Genomic DNA, 22101 nt, shown 5'->3' with positions numbered 1-22101 from the left:
TCATCGATGAACTAAGCAAAGAATAAAACTATCGTTGAACTGCCAAAGATTTAGAATGAATTGAACAGGATCGTGCAATGAGCGAGTACAAGGACGATAAAACACCCTCTGAAATGCCTGAAGAGCAGCCTCATGACCCTTCAGATCATGACAGTCAAGTATCCGACAATTCTGAAGCGCCAAACAGCGACCAGGAAGTCCTGACTGAAGAAGAGATACTGGATGATCCCCAAGAGCTGGACAGACAGGTTCACGATTCCGAAATAGAAGATGACAGCCTGAAAAATGCATCGCCACTGGAAGAAAATGTCAGTCCGGAAGACCTTGAGTACATGTCTGACACCAGTGCGGCCATGTTGATGAAAACCCCAAAAGGCGGCAGGCTACTTATCTACACGATGTTATTAGCGATAGGCTCTGCCATCGTCTGGGCCAGCCTGGCACCACTGGATGAAATCACACGAGGTATGGGTAAAGTCATACCCTCTACTCACCTCCAGGTCATTCAAAACCTTGAAGGTGGCATACTGGAAGAGCTTTTTGTCCATGAAGGTGAGCTAGTCAAAGAAGGGCAAGCTCTTCTTCAGTTGGATGATACCCGCTTTAAATCCACTTTCAGGGAAAGCGCTGTTGAGTATTACAGCGAACTGGCTAAAGCAGCCAGACTGAAAGCCGAACTTTCTGGCAACCCACTAAAGTTCCCCCCCGAATTAAGTGACCACCAAGCTTATGTTGATCGGGAAATCCAGATTTATCAGAGACGAGAAGCTGGCCTTAGAGCTGAGCTTGATATTTCTAACAGACAAGCTTCTCAAGCCAAACATGAGCTAGTTGCTTCCGAGGCACAACTGGAGTTTTTAATCACCAGCCTGGAGCTGGGCGAAGAGGAACTCGAGCTGACAACACCTCTGGCTGAACAGGGCGTTGTTTCTCATGTTGAGATGATTCAGCTCAAGCAGAGAGTCAATGATCTGGCTTCCGAAAAGAAGATGACAGAACTGTCTATCCCCAAGCTGAATGCAGCTTATCAGGAAGCTCTGGCACGTAAGCGAGAACTGACCGTGAAATTCCGCGAAGAGGTGGTTCAGGAACTCAAAGATGCTGAAGTCCGCCTTGATCAGCTTTCTGAAACCCAGACCAGTCTTGAAGATCAAGTTGTCAGAACGTTGCTTCGCTCCCCTGTGGAAGGCATCGTCAAAAAGATCAATGTTAAAACCGTAGGTGGTGTTGTCCAGCCTGGAATGGATGTCATGGAAATTGTCCCTGTAGAAGATTCATTACTGGTTGAAGCACAGATTGCCCCCAAGGATATTGGTTTTCTCAGGGAAGGCATGAAATCAGTCGTTAAACTCACAGCCTATGACTTCGCCGTTTATGGTGGGCTTGAAGGCTTGGTAGAGCACATTAGTGCGGATACTATCAAGGATGAAAAAGGCGAAAGCTTTTACATTGTTCGTATCAGGACTGATGAGAACCAGCTAGGTAATTCAGAGCAACCACTGGAAATCATCCCGGGTATGAAGGCTAACATCGATATCATCACCGGTGAGAAAACTCTGATGGAATACCTGATGAAGCCCATTCTCAGAGCCAGACAAAATGCTCTGACTGAACGATAAGACTTGTCAGAATTTAATTTAATGATCTTTCTAAGAATAGAATTAAATTACTGGGCAATTTTTTAATTCTATTTCGAAATAAACTGTCTAACCACATGATTTTATTTCATTTTCTTATATACCTTTCTCCTCCGCTCTGTACTCCTTATGGCTAAGCTTTCTAATAAGTGTGCTTTTTTATCAAGTAATGGTGTGAGAAGGAGTTCTCCCCTACCTGTAACCTGATCTACCCAGCTCAGGCTCTCATTATTGAACTCCTCTTTGCACAACAAGGAAGTGGGCAAAGGAATATGCAATCAGATTCTGATGGTTCCAGGCCAGTCATCGGCCATATTCAGGAAACCGATGGTAACGTAGTCGTCATCGCCCCCGATGGCAGCAAACGTTTTCTTCAGGAAGGAGATCCACTCTATCTCAATGACAGGGTGGTCTCTGAATCCAGTGACTCAACCTCTATTCGTCTACTTAATAACCAAGTCATTCAACTTGGAGGCCAGTCTCAGCTCATCATGCAGCAAAGCATGATGCAAATAGCAGAAATTGAGGGCATTCCTGAGTCATCAGAAGTCAAAGAAATTCAAACCGCCATTGCTGATGGAGCAGATCCTGTAAAAGTCTCCGAACCCTCCTCTGCAGGAGAAAGCGACAGCCCTTCACGCGATCAACCTCCGCCAGTGAGTAGCGATTCTCCTGACGAAGCCTCAATTCTGAAAAGAGACGCCCCGAAAGAGCATGATCAGACCGCTTATGATCTGCTATCAGAGGCTAAGTCGCTAGCTACTTTTGAAGATGATGATGAAGAAGAACTAACAGGCACCCATGCAGTCAATTATGCGCCGACCGCGCACAACATGATTATGGGGAGCAGTGAGAACGGTACAGAGCTTGAAGGCAAGCTCCATGTCTATGACGCCAATACCGGTGAAACCCTGACGTTCAGTCTGGTGTCGTCTCCCTCATCAGGACAACTGATCCTCAATGAGGATGGCAGCTTTCGCTTCCAGACAGGAAGTGACTTCGAATACCTTGCAGCGGGTGAGCAATCCGTTGTCACTTTTATCTTTAAAGTCACAGACAGCAGTGGTGCCAGTTCACAGGCTTCTGTTGATATCACTATAAATGGTGTCAATGATGCACCGGAAGTTTCCGGACCGGTCTCGGCCGATATTGTTCAGAACGATGGTGAGACAATCATTGACCTGCTCTCTCAGGCTTCTGACAAGGATCGATCAGATACCCTCTCTGTCGAACAGCTCCGCCTGACTAACGGTAATGAGACCGGTGTCTCTATCGGCCTAGACAGCAGCAGCCTCAGCATCAACCCCGAAGCATACAAATATCTGGCTGAAGGCGAATCAGAAACACTGACATACCAATACCAGGTGACTGATTCCCAGGGAGAATCCGTTCCACAATCCGTCACAGTGACCCTCTCGGGAACCAATGACCAGCCTCAGGTCAGAGAAGCCATAATCCAGACTTCTGATCAGAACAGCGATGACTTTGATATTGATTTGTTGGCAGGCGCATTCGACATCGATGCTACTGACACTTTAAATGTTGTCTCTCTCAGACTGACGGCTGGCGACCCTGCAGGAATCAGTGTCTCCGACGATGGCAACAGCCTTGCTGTGGATACTTCTGCATATGAACACCTGGCAGAAGGTGAATCAGAAGAGATCGAATACAGCTATGAGATAGATGATGGCCACGGCGGAACTGTCAGCCAGAGCTCGTCTATCACCATTGAAGGTATTAATGATAATCCGGAAGATCTTGATCTGTCTGGCACTCATATTGATGAAAATCAGGATGGCGCTGTTGTAGGCACTTTATCCACCACGGACAAGGATCTTTCAGACACACACACTTATGCCGTCGATGACAATCGCTTTGAAGTGGTTGACGGCGAGCTCAAGCTGAAAGATGACATCGCCCTGAATCATGAAACGGATGAATCCATCGATGTTGAGGTAACAACAACCGATGTAAATGGTGCCGCTTATTCAGAGAGCTTTACCGTTGAAGTTAACGATATCAACGAAGCCCCTATCTCTGCAGACAGCTCGACCCTTATTGACGAAGACTCTCTTTACCGCTTTACCCTGAATGACTTTCCCTATAGCGATGAAGATGTCGGTGACCAGCTCGAAGCTGTAGTCATTGAGACTCTCCCAGACAGTGGTTCTCTCGAGCTCAACGGCTCTCAGATTTCCGAGGGGGACGCCATTACTCGTGCGGATATTTCCGCAGGCTTGCTGACTTTCCTTCCTGAGGCCAACGAAAGTGCTGACAACTACGCCCGCTTTAACTTTCGGGTAAACGATGGTGAGTTGTCTTCTGATATCCAGACGTTCACTGTCAATGTCACCCCGTTAGCGGATGCGGCCTCTCTTGATCTGGATGGTTCCGAAACCGTTACAACTCTGGGATTTGAATCAGGACTGGGAGACTGGTCCACTTCAAATGGTCTGGAAATCCATGGCAGTGATGTTATGGGAGACCCCCACAGTGGCAGTCGTCTTGCTGAACTGGATGCTGGCTCTGGCGGTACTCCTGACGCCCTCATCTACACAGTTAATACCAACCAGGGTCACGATCATCAGCTAACACTCTGGTTAAGGCAACGTGATAACGACGACAGTACTGATGATGTCGAGATTGTCTGGAATGGCGAAGTCATTGCTACTATTGATCCTGCTACTACCTGGGGTGAGCACACCATAGCTCTTCCCAATACAGACCAAGCCAGCACTGTTGTCCAGATTCGGGAAGTTGCCTCACAGAATCAGGGATCAGGCCCTATTGTTGATGATATTTCTGTTGTCAGACTTGGTGTTCAGGACAGTAATGATCCAGCGATTGATTACACCATCAGCAGTTATGAAGACACCCCTGTCCCCCTGAGTCTCAGCAGTGCCCTCGCAGATACCGATGGCTCCGAAACCTACCAGCTGGTTCTGTCCGGTGCGCCCACTGGAAGCATCATTACTGACGGCAACCAGACTGTTACGGCGGACGGAAGCGACATTGATATCAGTAGCTGGCAGCAAAACACTCTGAGACTGACGCCTTCAGCAAACAGTCACTCAGACTTTACTTTGACCTTCACCGCCACGACCTCCGAATCTGCCAACAACGATCAATCCATTGTCAGTAAAACACTTCATGTCGATCTGATCCCTGTCGATGATGCGCCCGTTGCCGGGAATGTTGATCTGGGATCAATTCTCGAAGATACCTCCTATGTTATTACAGCTAATGATCTTCTAGCCTCAGCCAACGATGTTGATGGAGACAGTCTCAGTGTTGAATCCGTTACTCTCACAGATCCTGCAACAGGAAGCCTGACTGATAACAATGACGGTACCTGGAGCTATACACCAACCGAACATTACTTCGGTGACGATGTAACTTTTAACTTTACCGTTTCAGATGGAACCTCAGGCGACGAAGCCAGTGCATCAGCCACTCTTGATGTCACTTCGGTCAACGACAATCCTGAGCTGACAGGAATCATTGATGATAACGTCACAGAAGATACTGGAACTCAGTCCATTGATTTGCTTCAGGGTGCTTCAGACCCAGATATCGGTGATGTACTGGAGATTACCCAGCTTCGCCTGATCAGCGGAGATGATTCCGGGATTACCACCACTTCCAGCACCCTGGAAATCGACACCACGGCTTACCAGTATCTTGGCGAAGGTGTTACAGAAACATTGAGCTATGTCTTCAACATTACGGATGGCAATGGAGGCAGCTCACCTCAGTTCGCAACAATCACTCTGACAGGCACAAATGACTCCGCAGTTATTGGTGGAGTAGACATGGGTTTAGTCACAGAAGACCACACAGCCACCCTAACTGCCAGTGGTGATCTGACAGTTACAGATGCTGATGACAACGAAGCAGAATTCCAGGCGGATACGCTTTCAGGAAACCATGGACAATTATCAATCGATTCAGATGGCAGCTGGGTTTACAGTGCTGATAACAGTCAGAGCACTATTCAGGCACTGGGGCACGGCGACTCACTGACGGACAGTTTTACAGTTCAGACAGCTGATGGTACTGAACACACCGTTACAGCCACGATTCATGGTACCAATGATGCTCCTGTTGTCACAGCAGGCGGTAATCTGGCTTACACAGAAAACGATGGCTCGCAGGTCATAGATGGCCACATCACTCTGGCTGACATTGACTCTGTCACAATGGACAGTGCCACAGTCACGATCAGCGGCAATTTCAGTTCAGGTGAAGACAGCCTTGCCTTTACAGATCACAACGGTATTTCAGGAAGTTGGGATTCATCATCAGGCACCATGACCCTCTCGGGAACTGCAACAGTTGCTCAATACCAGGAAGCCCTGAGAACAGTCACTTACTCAAACAGTTCCGAGTCACCCAGTATTGCTGATCGCACCATCAGTTTCAGTGTCGACGATGGCCATGACAGCAGTAATATTGCCACCAGCACCATTACGGTTACTGCCGTCAATGACGCTCCGGATACTGCAGATACCCTGGTTATCTCTGACGAAGATACACCTTACATCTTTACCACTTCTGACTTTACCTTCTCCGACCCCGATGCAGGCCAGACACTGCAAAGTATTAAAGTCACCCAATTACCCTCAGCGGGTGAATTACTCTATAACGGGTCAGCTGTCACGGCAGACATGGAAGTGACAAGAAACGACCTGCTGGCTGGGCGCTTGAGATTTGAGCCTTCTGAAAATGAAAATGGCAACTTGTACGCGTCGTTTGAGTTTCAGGTTGGAGATGGCGAGCTTTTCTCATCATCTGCCACATTCGATTTTAATATTACCCCCGTCAATGATGATCCTACGGTCAGTGCTGCCATTTCCGACAGCTTTGTTGAAGATACTGCTTCAGTCGAGATTAACTTGCTGGATCATGCTTCAGACATTGATACAGGCGATAGTCTTTCCGTTGCACAGCTCACTCTGTCCTCTGGGAATGATTCTGGAATTACGATCAATGGCACTATCCTGACAGTGGACCCCGGTGCCTATGACTATCTTCCTGACGGAGTCACTGAAACCATTGTCTATAGCTATGACGTTGAAGACGGTAATGGCAGCTCAGCCTCCCAGACCGCTTCTCTGGTGATTACCGGAACAAACGATAATGCACTAATAACAGGCGTTGATACTGCAACCGTAGCGGAGGACAGTCACGCTAGCAGTCTGACAACATCGGGGACCCTGACAGCATCCGATGCGGATCAGGGAGAAGCTCAATTTCAAGCCGAAACATTGACCGGAAATTATGGTGATCTTGTCATTGATGCCAATGGTCAATGGGCTTATACAGCAGACAACTCGCTTCTGGCTATTCAAGGCCTGGATGACGGCGATACTCTAAGTGAAACCTTTGAGGTCACTACTGAAGGGTATAATACTCACAACGTTACTATCACTATTACAGGCACCAACGACGCCCCGGTCATTGATGCCGGCATGATGGACCAATCTGCGACTGAAGAACAGGCATTCAGCTACCAGCTCCCATCAGAGGCCTTTGCCGATATAGACGGTGATAACCTAACGTATTCCGCCACACTGAACGACGGTAACCCATTACCTTCATGGGTAACATTTAATCCTTCCAACGGCACTTTCTCCGGAACACCCGATGATCCGGATCTGGGACAAATCATTGTCAAAGTCATAGCCAGTGATGGTGACCTCAGTGCCTCCGGGCAATTCAAAATTAACGTTACAGCGGTTAATGATCCTCCTGAACTCCAGTCATCTCCGTTAGTAGACGACATCATCACAGCTCTGGACTTTAATACCGGTGCTGGCCTAATGGCCAATGACATATCCACAGAAGGAAACAATGCCAGCTTTTCTGGCAACGTAAACTGGGTATCCGGTCATGACAACACAGGCAGTGCATTCAATATGGATGGTACTGCTGGCTCTGCCGAACTGCAGGGAATGAGCACCGGTGGTGCTATGACCCTCTCTGCCTGGGTTCAATTCGACAGCTTTGATGAACATTGGTCCAGAATCCTTGATTTTGGTAACGGTCAAAGTGACAACAATATTGTGCTCGGTCATACCGGAAGCAATAACGGTATCGGATTCCATATTTATTCTGGTGGTGCGGATGATCCAAAAGGCACGCTTGAGATCAATAATTTCTTCACTGCAGGAGAATGGGTCCATGTCACTGCAACGGTTGAAGCCGATGGCACCATGTCCATCTTCAGAAACGGTGAACTGGCCGGACAAGCTGATGGTGTTGTACCAGCAGAAATGGTGCGTACTGGAAACTTTCTGGGTAAAAGCCAATGGTCCGATGACGGCTATCTGGATGGCAGTATTGACGAACTGATTATTGCTAACGGTGCCGTTGATGCAGATCAGGCAAAGGCCATTTATCAAGCCGATACCGTCAACAACCTGTTATCCGACAGTTTTCATGTCGAAGAGCACAGTACATCCGGCACCCAGATAGGAACGGCCAGCGCTACCGACGTAGATAACCCCAACCTAAGTTACTCTCTGACAAACGATGCAGGTGGACGGTTTACCATTGATTCCGACACCGGAGTCATCACCGTTGCCACTTCTGACAGCACACTTCTTGATCATGAGACCTCAGGAAGTCATAACATAACAGTGCAAGTCAGCGATGGATCATTAACGGATACACGTGCATTCACAATCTATCTGACTGATGCCAATGATGCTCCTGAAGCCCAGAATGAAACAGTTTCAACATTGGAAGACAGCAGTTACACCTTTTCGGTCAGTGACTTTAACTTTACTGATGAAGACGAAGGCGATTCCCTCAGTCAGATTCGCATTGAGAACCTGCCAGACAACGGTGATTTGCAGTTAAATGGCGAGTCGGTTTCACAGGGTGACTCTGTTTCAAAGCAAGATATAGAATCAGGTCTGCTCACTTTCACACCAGTGCTGAATGCCAATGGTGATGGCTATGACAGCTTTAGCTTTTCCGTGGCAGACCAGCAAGATATCTTCTCTGTGTCTCAGAACGTGATGACGATAGATGTCACTGCAGTCAATGATGCCCCGGTCTTCAGCGCGGGTATCAGCCATACAGTTAATGAAGACCAGACGATTACACTGACAGAAGCTCAACTCCTGATTAACGCCTCAGACATCGACGGAGACGACCTCTCTGTCAGTAATGTCACGGTTGATAATGGCAGTGTTGGTGTCACAGACAATGGCAACGGTACCTGGACTATTACGCCTATCGTGCACTGGTCAGGTACCAGCCAGCTGTCATTTGATATCTCTGATGGCAACGAATCAGTTACCAACACCTTATCGATGGCCATAACACCTGACGCTGATGCACCTTCAGTCCTTTTCAATAACAGCGCCCAGAATGCCACTGTCATTGCCAATGAAGACACCAACATAGCTCTGAATCTTGGGGTCGACCTGACAGATATAGATGGCTCTGAAACTCTTAACGTTCTTGTCGAAGGCATTCCTTCAGGAGCTGAGATTACAGACGGTTCTGAGATCACGACTTCGACCGGTGGCCCTATCAACGTTTCCAGCTGGAATCTTGCCAATCTATCGGTTACACCGGTTGATCACCATGAAACAGACTTCACGATAAGCGTCACGGCCACTGCCACAGAACAGTCAGGTGGAGACAGCGCTTCGACGACCAGAGAAATCCTGATTGATATCCAGCCCCAGAATGACGCTGCGATCATCACAGGTGTTAACACCGGTACAGTCACAGAGGATGACTTCAGCACTTATGGCCCATTGGGACAGAGGGAATTAATTGCCTCGGGTGATCTGGATGTTCAGGAATTTGACGCTGGAGAAGCTTCTTTCCTGGCAGAAACAGTCACTGGTTCATACGGTGAGTTAACCATCAACAGCGATGGTCAATGGGAATACATTGCTGATTCGAGACAATCAGATATTCAGGAACTGGGTGTCACAGAAACACTTCAAGACACACTCACTGTTCAATCCAGTGACGGTACCACCCATGACGTGACTATTACGATTCAAGGTGCCAATGACCAGGGCGATGGCGCCCCTGTTTTTCTGGGGACTCTAGCAGAAGACAATAGCCTTATAATTAATGAGTCCTTAATTCTTAATGCTGTTAACGATATAGATGGAGACACATTAACTGTGTCGACCATTTCCCTGCCAGTCGGTGGTCATAGCATTACCAACAACAACGACGGAACCTGGACACTTAATCCAGCCCCAGACTTCAATGGCATGCTGGAAATGCTCTATGTGGTCAGTGACGGAACTCTGGGTTATGAAGTTAACAACCTGGTGAGAGTCAATATTACCTCTGTAGCTGATACAGCGGTCATTTCAGGTGATGATACGGCGTCTCTTACAGAAGATTCTGCAGCCACACTCACAGCCACTGGCTCTCTGAGTGTTGTAGATCCAGACGCAGGAGAGGCCGGATTTAACAGTGAAACCATCAGCGGAAACTATGGCGACCTCACTATAGATAGTGATGGGAACTGGAATTACTCAGCAGACAACAATCAGGCGGCCATTCAGGCATTGGGAGATGGTGACTCACTGATCGAAACCCTCCAGATTCAGTCTATCGACGGTACCACTCAGAATATTGTAATTACCTTGAATGGAACCAATGATACTGCGGTCATTGGCGGTGTGAATACAGCCGCTGTAGCAGAAGATGATGCAGCGACTTTAACCACATCAGGTGCCTTGACCGTTGCTGACTCAGACAGTGACGAAAGTAGTTTTTTGGCAGAAACGGTGAATGGTTCCTATGGAACTCTGACAATCGATGAGGAGGGCAACTGGGCTTACTCTGCTGATAATACACAAGCTGCCATTCAGACTCTGGGTGATGGTGACTCGCTCACTGAGACCCTTCAGGTTCAATCTGCTGAAGGTACTACTCAGAATATTATCATCACCATCAACGGAACTAATGATGCAGCTGTGATCGATGGAGTAAGCACTGCAACCCTTACTGAAGATACCGCTGCTACGCTGACCACTTCAGGTACTTTGACCATTGCTGATACCGACAGTGGTGAAGCCAGCTTCACAGCAGAAACGATTTCGGGTTCATACGGCTCTCTGACGATCGATTCTTCTGGCAACTGGAATTATTCTGCTGACAACAGTCAGACTGCTATTCAAGCTCTCGGCAATAACGATACATTACAGGAAACCCTGACAGTCCAGTCTCTTGATGGCACTGAACAGGAAATTACGATCACTCTTGCTGGCTCCAATGATGGTCCTGTACTGGATTCTGCTATCACCAGTCAGAGCGTCACTGAAGATTCATCTTTCAACTTTCAAGTGCCTGTAGATACCTTCAGTGATGCAGAAAGTGATGTACTGACTTACACCGCAACCCAGGGTGATGGCAGCGCCTTGCCTCCCTGGCTGGGCTTTAATGCTTCAACCCGTACCTTCTTCGGAATGCCGGACAATGAAGATGTTGGCACTTTAAGTCTCAAAGTAACCGCCACAGACCCCGATGGCAGCTCAGCCAGCTCCACTTTTAATCTTGATGTCACCAATACCAATGATGCGCCTGTCATGGTATTTCAGGAATCTGGTGGCTTGCTCGTCCTCGAAGCAGAAAACTTCCACTCCAATGTCAGTCGAAGTGGTGAAACCTGGTCTACAGAAAATAAAGGCGGGGCTTCCGGAGGGGAAGTCATCACTACAGCAGACGGCAGTGGTGCCTATCAAGGCAGTACTGAAGGCAACAGTGCCGAAGTAAATTATGAGGTTCAGGTCGATACACCAGGCACCTATTATGTCTGGATAAAAGGCTATGCCGCCGATGGTAATGCGGACAGTGTCCACCTGGGTCTTGATGGTCAGTACCTCAACTCAAGCGATGCCATAACCAGCTTTGGTTCAGATGGCAACTGGTCCACAGGCACCATGGACTCTGCCACAGCTTCTATCGAAATCACGGAAGCAGGTCGGCATCAGATAAACCTTTGGGTTCGTGAAGACGGCTTCCAGGCCGACAAAATCATTCTCACCACAGACCCGGATTTCGTGCCTAATGGTAATGGCCCCGATGAATCCAGCTATCTGAATGCTCCTGCTAATCAGAATGCCACTGAGGACACAGCATTCTCTTACACAGTATCTGAAGAAGCTTTTTCAGATGTCGATTCTGGCGATAGTCTGTCCTGGTCCGCAACATTATCAGACGGTAACCCGCTACCTGACTGGCTTAGCTTTGACAGTACGACTCGAACCTTTTCCGGCACACCTGAAAACGCCGATGTTGGCAGCCTGAATATTCGAATCATTGTTGATGATGGCGAAGCAACTAACTCCACAGAAATCAGCCTGACAGTCGCAAACGTTAATGACTCTGCTGTGATCACTGGTGTAGATACTGGCTCTGTGACAGAAGACGATGCAGCTACTCTCACTGCATCCGGAAAACTGGATGTCACTGACGTTGATACTGGAGAATCATCCTTCACCGCTGCTAATTTTGTTGGAGATTATGGCACTCTGGCCATTGATAGCGAGGGTAACTGGAATTATTCAGCTGAGAGTTCGCAGGCTCCTATTCAGCAACTGGATGATGGCGAGAGCCTCTCAGAGACATTTTCAGTACAAAGTGTCGATGGCACCACAAAAGATATTACCATCACCCTTAATGGCAGTAATGATACCCCTACCGTTTCCTCCGCCATCGATCTGGGCAACATTGATGAAGACACCAGTTTAACTATTACGGAGGCCCAACTACTTGCAACTGCTTCCGATATAGACGGAGATAGTCTTTCAATAAGCAGTTTGACCCTGACTGACAGCAATCAGGGATCAGTAACCGACAATGGTAATAACACCTGGACCTTCACGCCTACAGCAAACTTCAATGGCGATGATGTTTCTTTCAGCTTTGTAGTCAGTGATGGTCACTCTGGAGCCAACGGGACTGCTGTTGTTGATATCAATGCTTTAGCAGACAGCCCAGTTATCTCTCCTGACATCAGTGAAACCCTCGTTAGTGAATGGGGATTTGAAGATACCGTAATAAGTTCAGACTGGCAGGATGTTAATACCTCACCTGAAGGATGGAGCAGTACAGCAGGACACTTCGAATTTCAGCGCAATGGGGCTGACGACAATACAGCTTTTGAGGGTAATCAATGGCTGGAGCTTGATACCAACCAGACTCTTGATGCCATCAGTTACCAGGCAGATACCAGCGATGGTCAACCATTTATTTTGGAATTTGCCACCAGGGAACGTCGACCTGATACCACCGATGATTTTGAGATCTACTGGAACGGGGAACAGATAGCCACAATAACCCCTACTGATAGCTGGACTGTACATCGTATTGAACTGCCGCCAACAGGGGAAGATCAGACCAGCATTGAAATCAGGGAGTCCTCTGGTGCTAATGACTTTGAAGGTTCGCTGATTGATGATTTGAAGGTTCTGAAAGTAGGCATTTCCGCCAGTGACGATCCTGCTTATGATTTCAGCATTACCAGCCTAGAAGACACTAGCATTCCTCTGAATCTTGGCACAGTCACCAGTGGTGGAACTGAGTCAATCACTACCAGTCTTGCTGGTATTCCCACAGGCAGTGTGCTGACAGACGGCACCCATACCGTTAATGCTGACGGCAATACTATTGATGTATCTGACTGGAACCTGACCGCCCTTTCCCTGACACCTCCAGCTCACAGTCATAGCGACTTCACAATCACCATTGCCGCCACAGCAACTGAAGGTAATGGCGACTCAGCCAGCAGTAGCAGTAGTCTTAGAGTTGAACTTCTCCCAGAGAATGATTCGCCTACAGCCATCAGTCTTGATGCTCTCTCAGTTTCTGAAAACTCGGCAGGCGCAATAGTCGGAAATCTGAGCACAGCCGATGCTGACTCCGGAGACAACCACAGCTATTCAGTCAACGACAATCGCTTTGAGATAGTCAACGGCCAACTCAAGCTCAAGGATGGCATCAGTCTCGATCATGAGACAGAAGACAATATTTCTCTGAGTGTTACTACTGAAGACAGTGAAGGGGCGACTTATCCCGAAAGCTTTTCACTATCAGTAACCGATATCAATGATGCTCCGATTACGACAGCGGCTACCAGCCACTCAGTGGATGAAGACAACAGCCAGACAATCACTAAGGCGGAGCTGCTCGCCAATACTTCGGATGTTGATGGTGACATTTTATCTGTGAGCAATGTCCAGGTAACCAGTGGTCAGGTGTCAGTGACGGATAATGGCAACGATACCTGGACCATCACCCCTTCATCAGACTGGTCAGGCAATGGACAACTGTCTTTCGATATTTCAGATGGAACGGTCACTGTGGCTGGCCAGGCTGATATTACAGTCACTGCATTCGCAGATGCTCCTGATATCTCAATAACAGGTACAACCGTTATCAGCTCCATGAATTTTAACAGTGGGCTGGCTTCCGGTTGGACTTCAGAGCACGACGCGGAAATCCACAACAGCGGAGGCCCTGTCGGAACTTCCAACAGCGGCACAAATATAACTGGGCTAGATGCAGGCGGTTCAGGCAACCCAGATGCTTTTTACTACTCCGTTGATACCGGTCAGGGTCATGATCACCAGATCTCACTCTGGGTGAAGCAGCGTGACAACTACGATGGAACCGATGAAATAGAGATTGTCTGGAACGGAGAGGTGATACAAACCATTGATCCGGGTACCAGCTGGGAAGAAGTGACCATTAGCCTTCCTGATACCAACCAGACTTCGACTCAGCTAACAGTAAGAGAGGTGGCTGGTCAGAACAATGGCGTAGGTCCGTTACTGGATCAGATAACGATCAGTCGACTGGGGGCTGATGACAGCACCGATTCTTCCTATGACAAAATGATCTCGAGCCAGGAAGATACACGAATTGCCCTTGATTTAAGTTCATCCCTGAGCGACTCGGATGGCTCGGAAACCTTGTCTGTCAGTTTGAGTGGAATTCCCGCCGGCTTTGCTCTAAGCGATGGAACCAACAGTGTGACGACGGATGGCAGTGCTATCGATGCATCTAGCTGGAATCTCTCAAACCTCACAATTACTCCGGTTGCCAACCACGATACTGACTTCACTATTACAGTGGCTTCCACTGCCACGGAAGCCAGTAATAATGATACGGCCACCCATACCCAGACAATTCGAGTAGATATGCAGCCAGTCAGCGATGCTGCTGTATTTACCGGAGATGATAGCGGAACCCTGACTGAAGACGCAGCTGCGACATTAACCACATCTGGCAACTTATCAGTATCCGATGCCGATGGCAGCGCCTCATTCGTAGCTGAAACAGTGAACGGAAGTTATGGCTCTCTGACCATTAATGCCGAGGGTAACTGGACTTACTCTGCAGATAACACTCAAAACAGTATTCAATCTCTGGATGATGGAGAGCAGCTGACAGACGCCATCACCATCAGCTCCAATGATGGCACGACTCACACTGTTGAGATTACGATTCAGGGCACCAATGATGCGCCGTCACTGGGGTCGGCCCAGACGGTTACCACCAATGAAGACACCAGTTTCACCTTGACCGAAGCAGAATTGCTGACTGAGGTTTCGGCTACAGACATCGATGCTGAAACGCTTTCTGTCAGTAATGTCAGTATCAGCTCCGGCTCCATTTCTGTAACGGATAACGGTAATGGAACATGGACGTTTGCTCCGGATGCTAACTGGTCAGGTTCTGGTCAGATCTCACTGGATGTCAGTGATGGTACTGCAACCGTTTCTGGACAGGTTGACGTCCTTGTTTCACCCGATGCTGATGCTCCTGTCATAACCCCCTCTGGCTCCCAAATAATCACCTCAATAGATTTTGAGAACAATGATATCGCAGCCGGCTGGAGTTCTGAAAACACACCTGAAATCAATCAAGCAAGTGTTTATGGTGTGACAGATTCATCTGGTGGCAATGGTTACATCATGGATTTGGATGATGAAGGATCAGCATCTTCCACTCCTGATGCAATTCGATACACCCTTGATACCAGCTCAGGCTTTGATCATGAATTAACCTTCTCAGCCAGAACCCGTCCTGACAGTCTCGGTACAGACGATATGGAAGTGGTCTGGAATGGTGAAGTCATACAGACCATAAGCCCTGCTTCAGACTGGGAAACTATTACCGTCAGGCTACCAGCTCTGTCTGCAAGCTCTGGAGTGCTTGAACTCAGAGAATTGTCGGCCAACAGTGAGAATGATGATCACGGTATTCTTCTTGACGATGTAGCTATTCAAAAGCTGACCACTATTTCAGCGACAGAAGACACCGCTTTCGAGTTTGACCTCTCAGCCACACTGGCTGATAACGATGGTTCCGAAACACTAAGCTTAAGTCTTACCGGCATTCCTTCTGGCTATACAATAAGTGATGGCACCCATTCAGTGGTTTCTTCTGGCACAGGAATCGATATTTCAGATTGGAACCTCAACAGTCTGTCCCTGGACCCCCAAAGTAATGCCAACACTGACTTTACAATAACTCTGTCTGCTACCTCTACAGAAACATCCGGAGGTGATAGCAGCACAACGACTCAGGCTATTCAGGTTGAACTTCAGGCTGTAAACGACACAGCCACTTTCACTGGTGATAATACCGGTACCCTGATTGAAGATTCTGCAGCCACTCTATCAACATCCGGATCTCTGAATGTTTCTGATATCGATACCGGAGAAGCCAGTTTCACAGCTGAAACTATTAATGGCACGCATGGTTCTCTCACCATCGATGCAAACGGTGACTGGACTTACTCAGCCGATAACTCACAGTCTGCGGTTCAATCATTGGGTACCAGTCAAGCTCTGAATTTTGAGGGTGACTGGAACAGTAGCGCCCGAATCAATTCTGATCTGGTTGCCAGTGATGACTTTACTGTCAGTATCTGGGTTAAGCCGGATACTGTGGATGGCGATTTTCATGGATTCTTTGGCTCCCAGCCCAGTGATGTATCTGATCGCTCACCGTCACTCTGGGTTGCTCCGGATGGTGACCTGCACTGGTCATCAATGGACAGTTCTGGCGGCAGCTTTTCGGGAGCAGCAGACAATGTATTCACCCAGGGAGAGTGGTCACATATCACCTGGGTTAAAGATGGGACCGAATACCGTTTCTACAAAGATGGCGAGCTGCTTCATACCGATTCAGCACCGGACAATGTAAAGTTGTCCGGTTTTACCGAGCTGGGTCGAGTGGATAACAGCCTTGATGGACAATTGGATGATTTACAGACATACAGCAGAGCACTGACACCGGCAGAAATTGCCGACGCCATGAACGGTGAAACCCAGCCAGACCTGCTTTCTCACTATGACTTCTCGGGCAGCACTTTAACTGAGGCGTTAACGGATAAGTCCGGTAATAAGGCCAGAGGTACATCCAACGGCAGCCTGGACGATGCAGATCTGGTGACGGCGAGAGCAGACACCCTGACTGAGACGATTACTGTTCAGAGCCAGGATGGCACTACACACAATATTACCATCACTCTGAGTGGCAATAATGATGCTCCTGTTGCAGCGTCCAGCAACGCCGTTAACCTTGCTCTGGATGAAGACAACAGCCTGGTGATTACCGAAGCTCAGCTGTTAGCACGGATATCAGATATTGATGACAGTCATCTGTCTCTTTCGGATGTCAGCCTGCACTCCGGACAGGCGACGTTGGTTGATAATAATGATGGTACCTGGACACTGACGCCTGATGCTGACTGGTCTGGCACTGGAGCGATCTCTTTCAAAGTGTCTGATGGCCACTCAATCACCACTATTCAGACTGGTTTTGATGTTGCTTCAGTCAATGATTCTCCATTACTTGCTAATGCTGTCACCGATCAGTCCGTCAATGAGGACTCCGTATTCAACTTTACGGTGCCAGAAAATACCTTCTCTCATGCCGACGGTGACACACTCACTTTCACTGCGACCCAGTCTGATGGTTCAGCACTCCCAAGCTGGCTAAGTTTTGATGCCTCAACGCGCGTCTTCTCAGGCACACCTGATAATGGCGATGTCGCTACTCTAAACCTGAAGGTGACTGCTACCGATGAGGATGGGGAAGCAAAAGATGCCAGCTTCAACCTGATGGTCAATAACGTTAATGATGCACCTTCTCCAGTCTTTGCTGAAGACAATGGACTGATATCTATCGAAGCTGAGCATTTCAGTAGTCAGGTCAACCGAAGCGGCAACGCCTGGACTGTAGAAAATGATGCTTCAGCATCAGGTGGACAACAGGTTCATACCGCCAATAATGATGCAGATGGCTTCGATACCCAGTACACAGGTGTCAGCTCAGAGCTAACTTATGATATCCAGTTTGACAGTGCGGGTACCTATTACGTCTGGGTACGGGGTGACGCACCCGATGGACTCAGTGACAGTGTTCATATAGGTCTGAATGGTGATGCAGTAAGTACCGGTTCCCGAATTGACTTCAATGAAGGCAGTCATGACTGGGCCGGTGACAGAATGGACAGCGCTGGTCGTATCACCATTGAGGTTGAAGCTCCTGGCGTACATCAACTGAATCTCTGGATGCGCGAAGACGGCATTGCAGTCGACAAGGTTGTGATCAGCGACGATGTGAATTACGTACCTTCTGGCTCAGGCCCTGCAGAATCAGATTATGTTGGACTTTCAGACCAGACCGCTACCGAAGAATCTGCCTTCAACTACACCATTGATGCCAATGCTTTCAATGATCTTGATGGCGATAGCCTGACATTCTCTGCCATTCTTACCAATGGTGATCCACTACCATCATGGATGAGCTTTGATGCCGGAACCCGAACTTTCAGCGGGACACCGGATGATCCAGATCTGGGCACCCTTCAGGTAAGGGTTACCGCCAGTGATGGGAGTTTAAGTTCGTCTGCTAATGTCAGCATCACTGTCACCGGAGTTAATGATGCACCAACTACCCCCACACCAGAAATCGATACGTTTGATTTCACTTGGGGTGGCACCAGTATTAATGGGAAAACAACTGAAACCTACACCCTGTCTGATGATTTCAATCTTGGTGACACCGTCTGGGTTCACAAGACAGACGATGTCTATAGAAAAGCAGTAGAATTACAGATCAGTGATAATGGCGATGGTACTCTTAACTTCAAGGCAGTCTCTGCAGCCTATACAACACTGACGAACTGGAACAGTTTATCAGCAGAACAGCAAGCTTCCTTCTTTGAAAGTGGATCAGGTACATCACAAACCATTGCAACCTCTAATTCTGAGGGAGATTACGGTGTCAGTGATATTACTATTAACCAGGGACCTACTGTTTCAGGGTTCCTTGATAATGTCTCTGGTAAGAATATTCATCCATTTTCTACTTCAGAAAACGGACTTGATGGTGTTGTAGTAGGCACTGTATCGGCTTCAGATATTGAAGGGGATGCTCTGACTTACACCTTGTCAGACGATGCAGGTGGTCGCTTTACCATCAACGGTTCTACCGGGCAGGTTACCGTTGCAGACGGCAGTCTACTGAATTATGAAGCAGCCAACACTCATACCATTACTGTTCAAGTCAGTGACGGTCAATTAACATCAGATCAGAGCTATACCATCCAGTTAAGCGATATTAATGACGCCCCGGAACTGGTTGGAACGATCGATGACCAGACTGTAGCGGAAGAGTCTGCTTTCAGTTACAGCTTACCGACCAATGCTTTCTCCGATGATGACGGAGACTCACTGACATTCAATGCCAGTCTTGCCAGTGGCGATCCTTTGCCCGCCTGGCTGACTTTCGAAGCCGGCACCCAAACCTTCAGTGGAACGCCTGATGACCCTGATGTTGGCAACCTTTCAGTTAAGATTTCAGTTTCAGATGGTTCCGAAACAACCGATGTATTCTGGTCAGTCAATGTCACAGCAGTCAACGATGATCCAGAAACTGTCAGTGACACCAATACCGACGAAGCATCTATAGAAGGTGCTGCTATTACAGGTTCTGCCAGTGTTCTAGCTAATGACAGTGATGTGGAAAATGACCCACTGAGTATCTCTGATGTCAATGGAACCAGTGTTTCCGGCTCAACAACCATTGAAGGCGATTATGGTAATTTAACCATCGCTGAAGATGGTAACTGGACTTATACGCCATCTTCTGTCGACTTATCGTCGGACTTGATTGCCCACTGGACATTTGATGAATCATCCGGAAACACAGCCTCGGATTCTGCTGCCCCAGACAGCCATTCTGACGACAGTACCCTGAAAGAGGGAGCAACCTTTGTTTCCGGAGGTCTCAATGGCAACGCGGTGCAATTTGACGGTGCCAGCGCTATTGTCGATATCACTGACTCCAGCGATCTTAACGTTTATTCCGGAAACAAAACTGAGCGAACCATAGACTTCTCCTTCAAGCTTGACGGCGACAATGACCTGAGTGGTCGACAGGTGTTGTTCGAAGAAGGTGGAGGCAGCAAGGGTTACAATACCTACATCGATGAAGGTTCTCTTTATGTTGGTGCCTGGGCCAATGAAAACGGCTGGGATAACGGCACCTATCTCACCACAGATATCAGTTCACTGGACAGCAGTGACTGGCAACAGGTATCACTGGTTCTGGATGCTGATAACAACTCCTTGAAAGCCTATTTGAATGGTGAAGAGTTTGGTTCAGGACATGCAGAGTCCATGGGCGAGCATAGCGACGAAGCTTCATTCGGTAGTGTTTCGCTTCATTATAATGAGAACTCCGGTGAAACTCTGCGAGGTACCACCCGCTTCCATGATGGTTCTGTAGATCAACCTGATGACCATTACGGCTTTGATGGCCTGATTGATGAAGCCAGAATTTATGACCGAGCTCTGAGTCCTCAGGAAATCAAAGCTCTGGGTTATGAGTTTGAATCTGACACCTTGCAGGATACTTTCACGTACACCGTCTCTGACGGTACCGATACGGCGACATCCACTCTTACCATTGATGTTAACCGGGTGCCCGAAGCGTTATCCGGAACTCTTTCCGCAGCAGAAGACGGTGGTGTTATTGCAGGACAACTAAGTGCTACTGATCTTGACGTTGGTGAGTCACTGACCTTTGCTGCTGAAACTCAGCCTTCAGAAGGCAGTGTTACTGTTAATGCTGATGGCTCTTATAGCTTTAATCCCGGATCCGACTTCCAGGATCTTGCACAGGGCGCGACAAGAGATGTCACTTTCGACTATCGAGTCACTGATGCACAGGGTGACTCCAGCACCAATACCGTAACGATTACCGTGACTGGTATCAACGACACTGCCAGCGTTACTTCTGTTGAAACCTATACCGAAGATTTCAATGACTTTTCAGCCGGTGATCTCAATGGCCAGAGCGGATGGGTAACAGAGAAATTCAATTCCTCTGTTGATCTGGAATTGGCTGATATTGGTCAGGATGGCAGCCAAGCGCTGCAGTTCACTAAAGTGTCTGCCAGCGCAGCCGGTTCCTTATTGAATACAGTACCGGATCTCAATGACGCTTCCACATTCGCCTTTGAAGCAGATATTGCCAAAAACTGGTGGGGATCAGACGTTGGTATCGGAGGCGATAACAACAGCGATGGCAAAATCGGCAAGAATGATAATGAAGTAGCCATCAGCATCAAGCCTGCTGACCACAATGATTCCTTGACGCTGACACTGGCAGATGGCTCAACCCAGACAGTTTCCTTTTCTCCAGCGGATGGTAATGGTTGGGCACGATTCCGAGTTGAAGTTGATTTTGAAGCTAATAGCGGTAGTGGTGCTGTCACTGTTAAGTACAAGGATTTGCCTGCTGGAGAAGTTGAGTGGACAACTGTATCAGGATTATCTGGCATAGACGCTCAGCTCAACCCTGCAGCTTCCGATCATACCAATCCGGAAAACTGGAATGGTATCTATGTTAACGGTGATGAAGCGGGTGTTCAAATTGATAACCTGATGTTGGAAGCTAAGGGCGACACCACGAATACAGTACTTACAGAAGACAGAAACGTTGATGGCAGCGGCAACCTGGTAAAAAGTGGTCTTCTGATCGTTAGCGATACAGATGCTGGAGAAAACAGCTTTACCGCTGAAACCCTAACCGGAAACTATGGCTCACTGACCATAGATAGTGCCGGAAACTGGACCTATACCGCCAGCAACAGTCAAGCAGCCATCCAGGGACTGGATGATGGCGAAACGCTCACTGATACGATCACAATCCAAACCGCCGATGGAACTACTCATGACATTTCAGTCGTCATTAATGGACTCAATGATGGACCTGCCGCCGCCAATGTAGACCTGGGGAGCAGCAACGAAGATACGGATCTGATAATCACCCAGGCACAACTGCTGGCCAATAGCTCCGATGTGGATGGAGACAGTCTGAGCATTACCGCGCTGACACTCGACAATGGAAGTCATGGCACTCTGACGGATAACGGTGATAGCACCTGGAC

Annotated in this window: 2 protein-coding genes; both read left to right on the top strand. The window is 48.2% G+C overall.

All coding sequences use genetic code 11. From position 1 onward, the window contains the following. The first annotated feature begins 77 nt into the window (after positions 1 to 77). A complete protein-coding gene (locus tag ACR2PX_RS11775) occupies positions 78 to 1619 on the top strand; it encodes an HlyD family type I secretion periplasmic adaptor subunit (RefSeq protein WP_433999550.1) in 1542 nt (513 codons plus the stop codon). Between the two features lie 290 nt (positions 1620 to 1909). Then, the coding region (locus ACR2PX_RS11770) for a retention module-containing protein (RefSeq protein WP_433999549.1) at positions 1910 to 22101 on the top strand (20192 nt) is incomplete at its 3' end.

Origin of the sequence: Endozoicomonas sp. (assembly GCF_051008435.1) — a bacterium.
Taxonomy (GTDB): Bacteria; Pseudomonadota; Gammaproteobacteria; order Pseudomonadales; family Endozoicomonadaceae; genus Endozoicomonas_A.
This window is presented reverse-complemented; position numbering and strand designations above follow the sequence as displayed.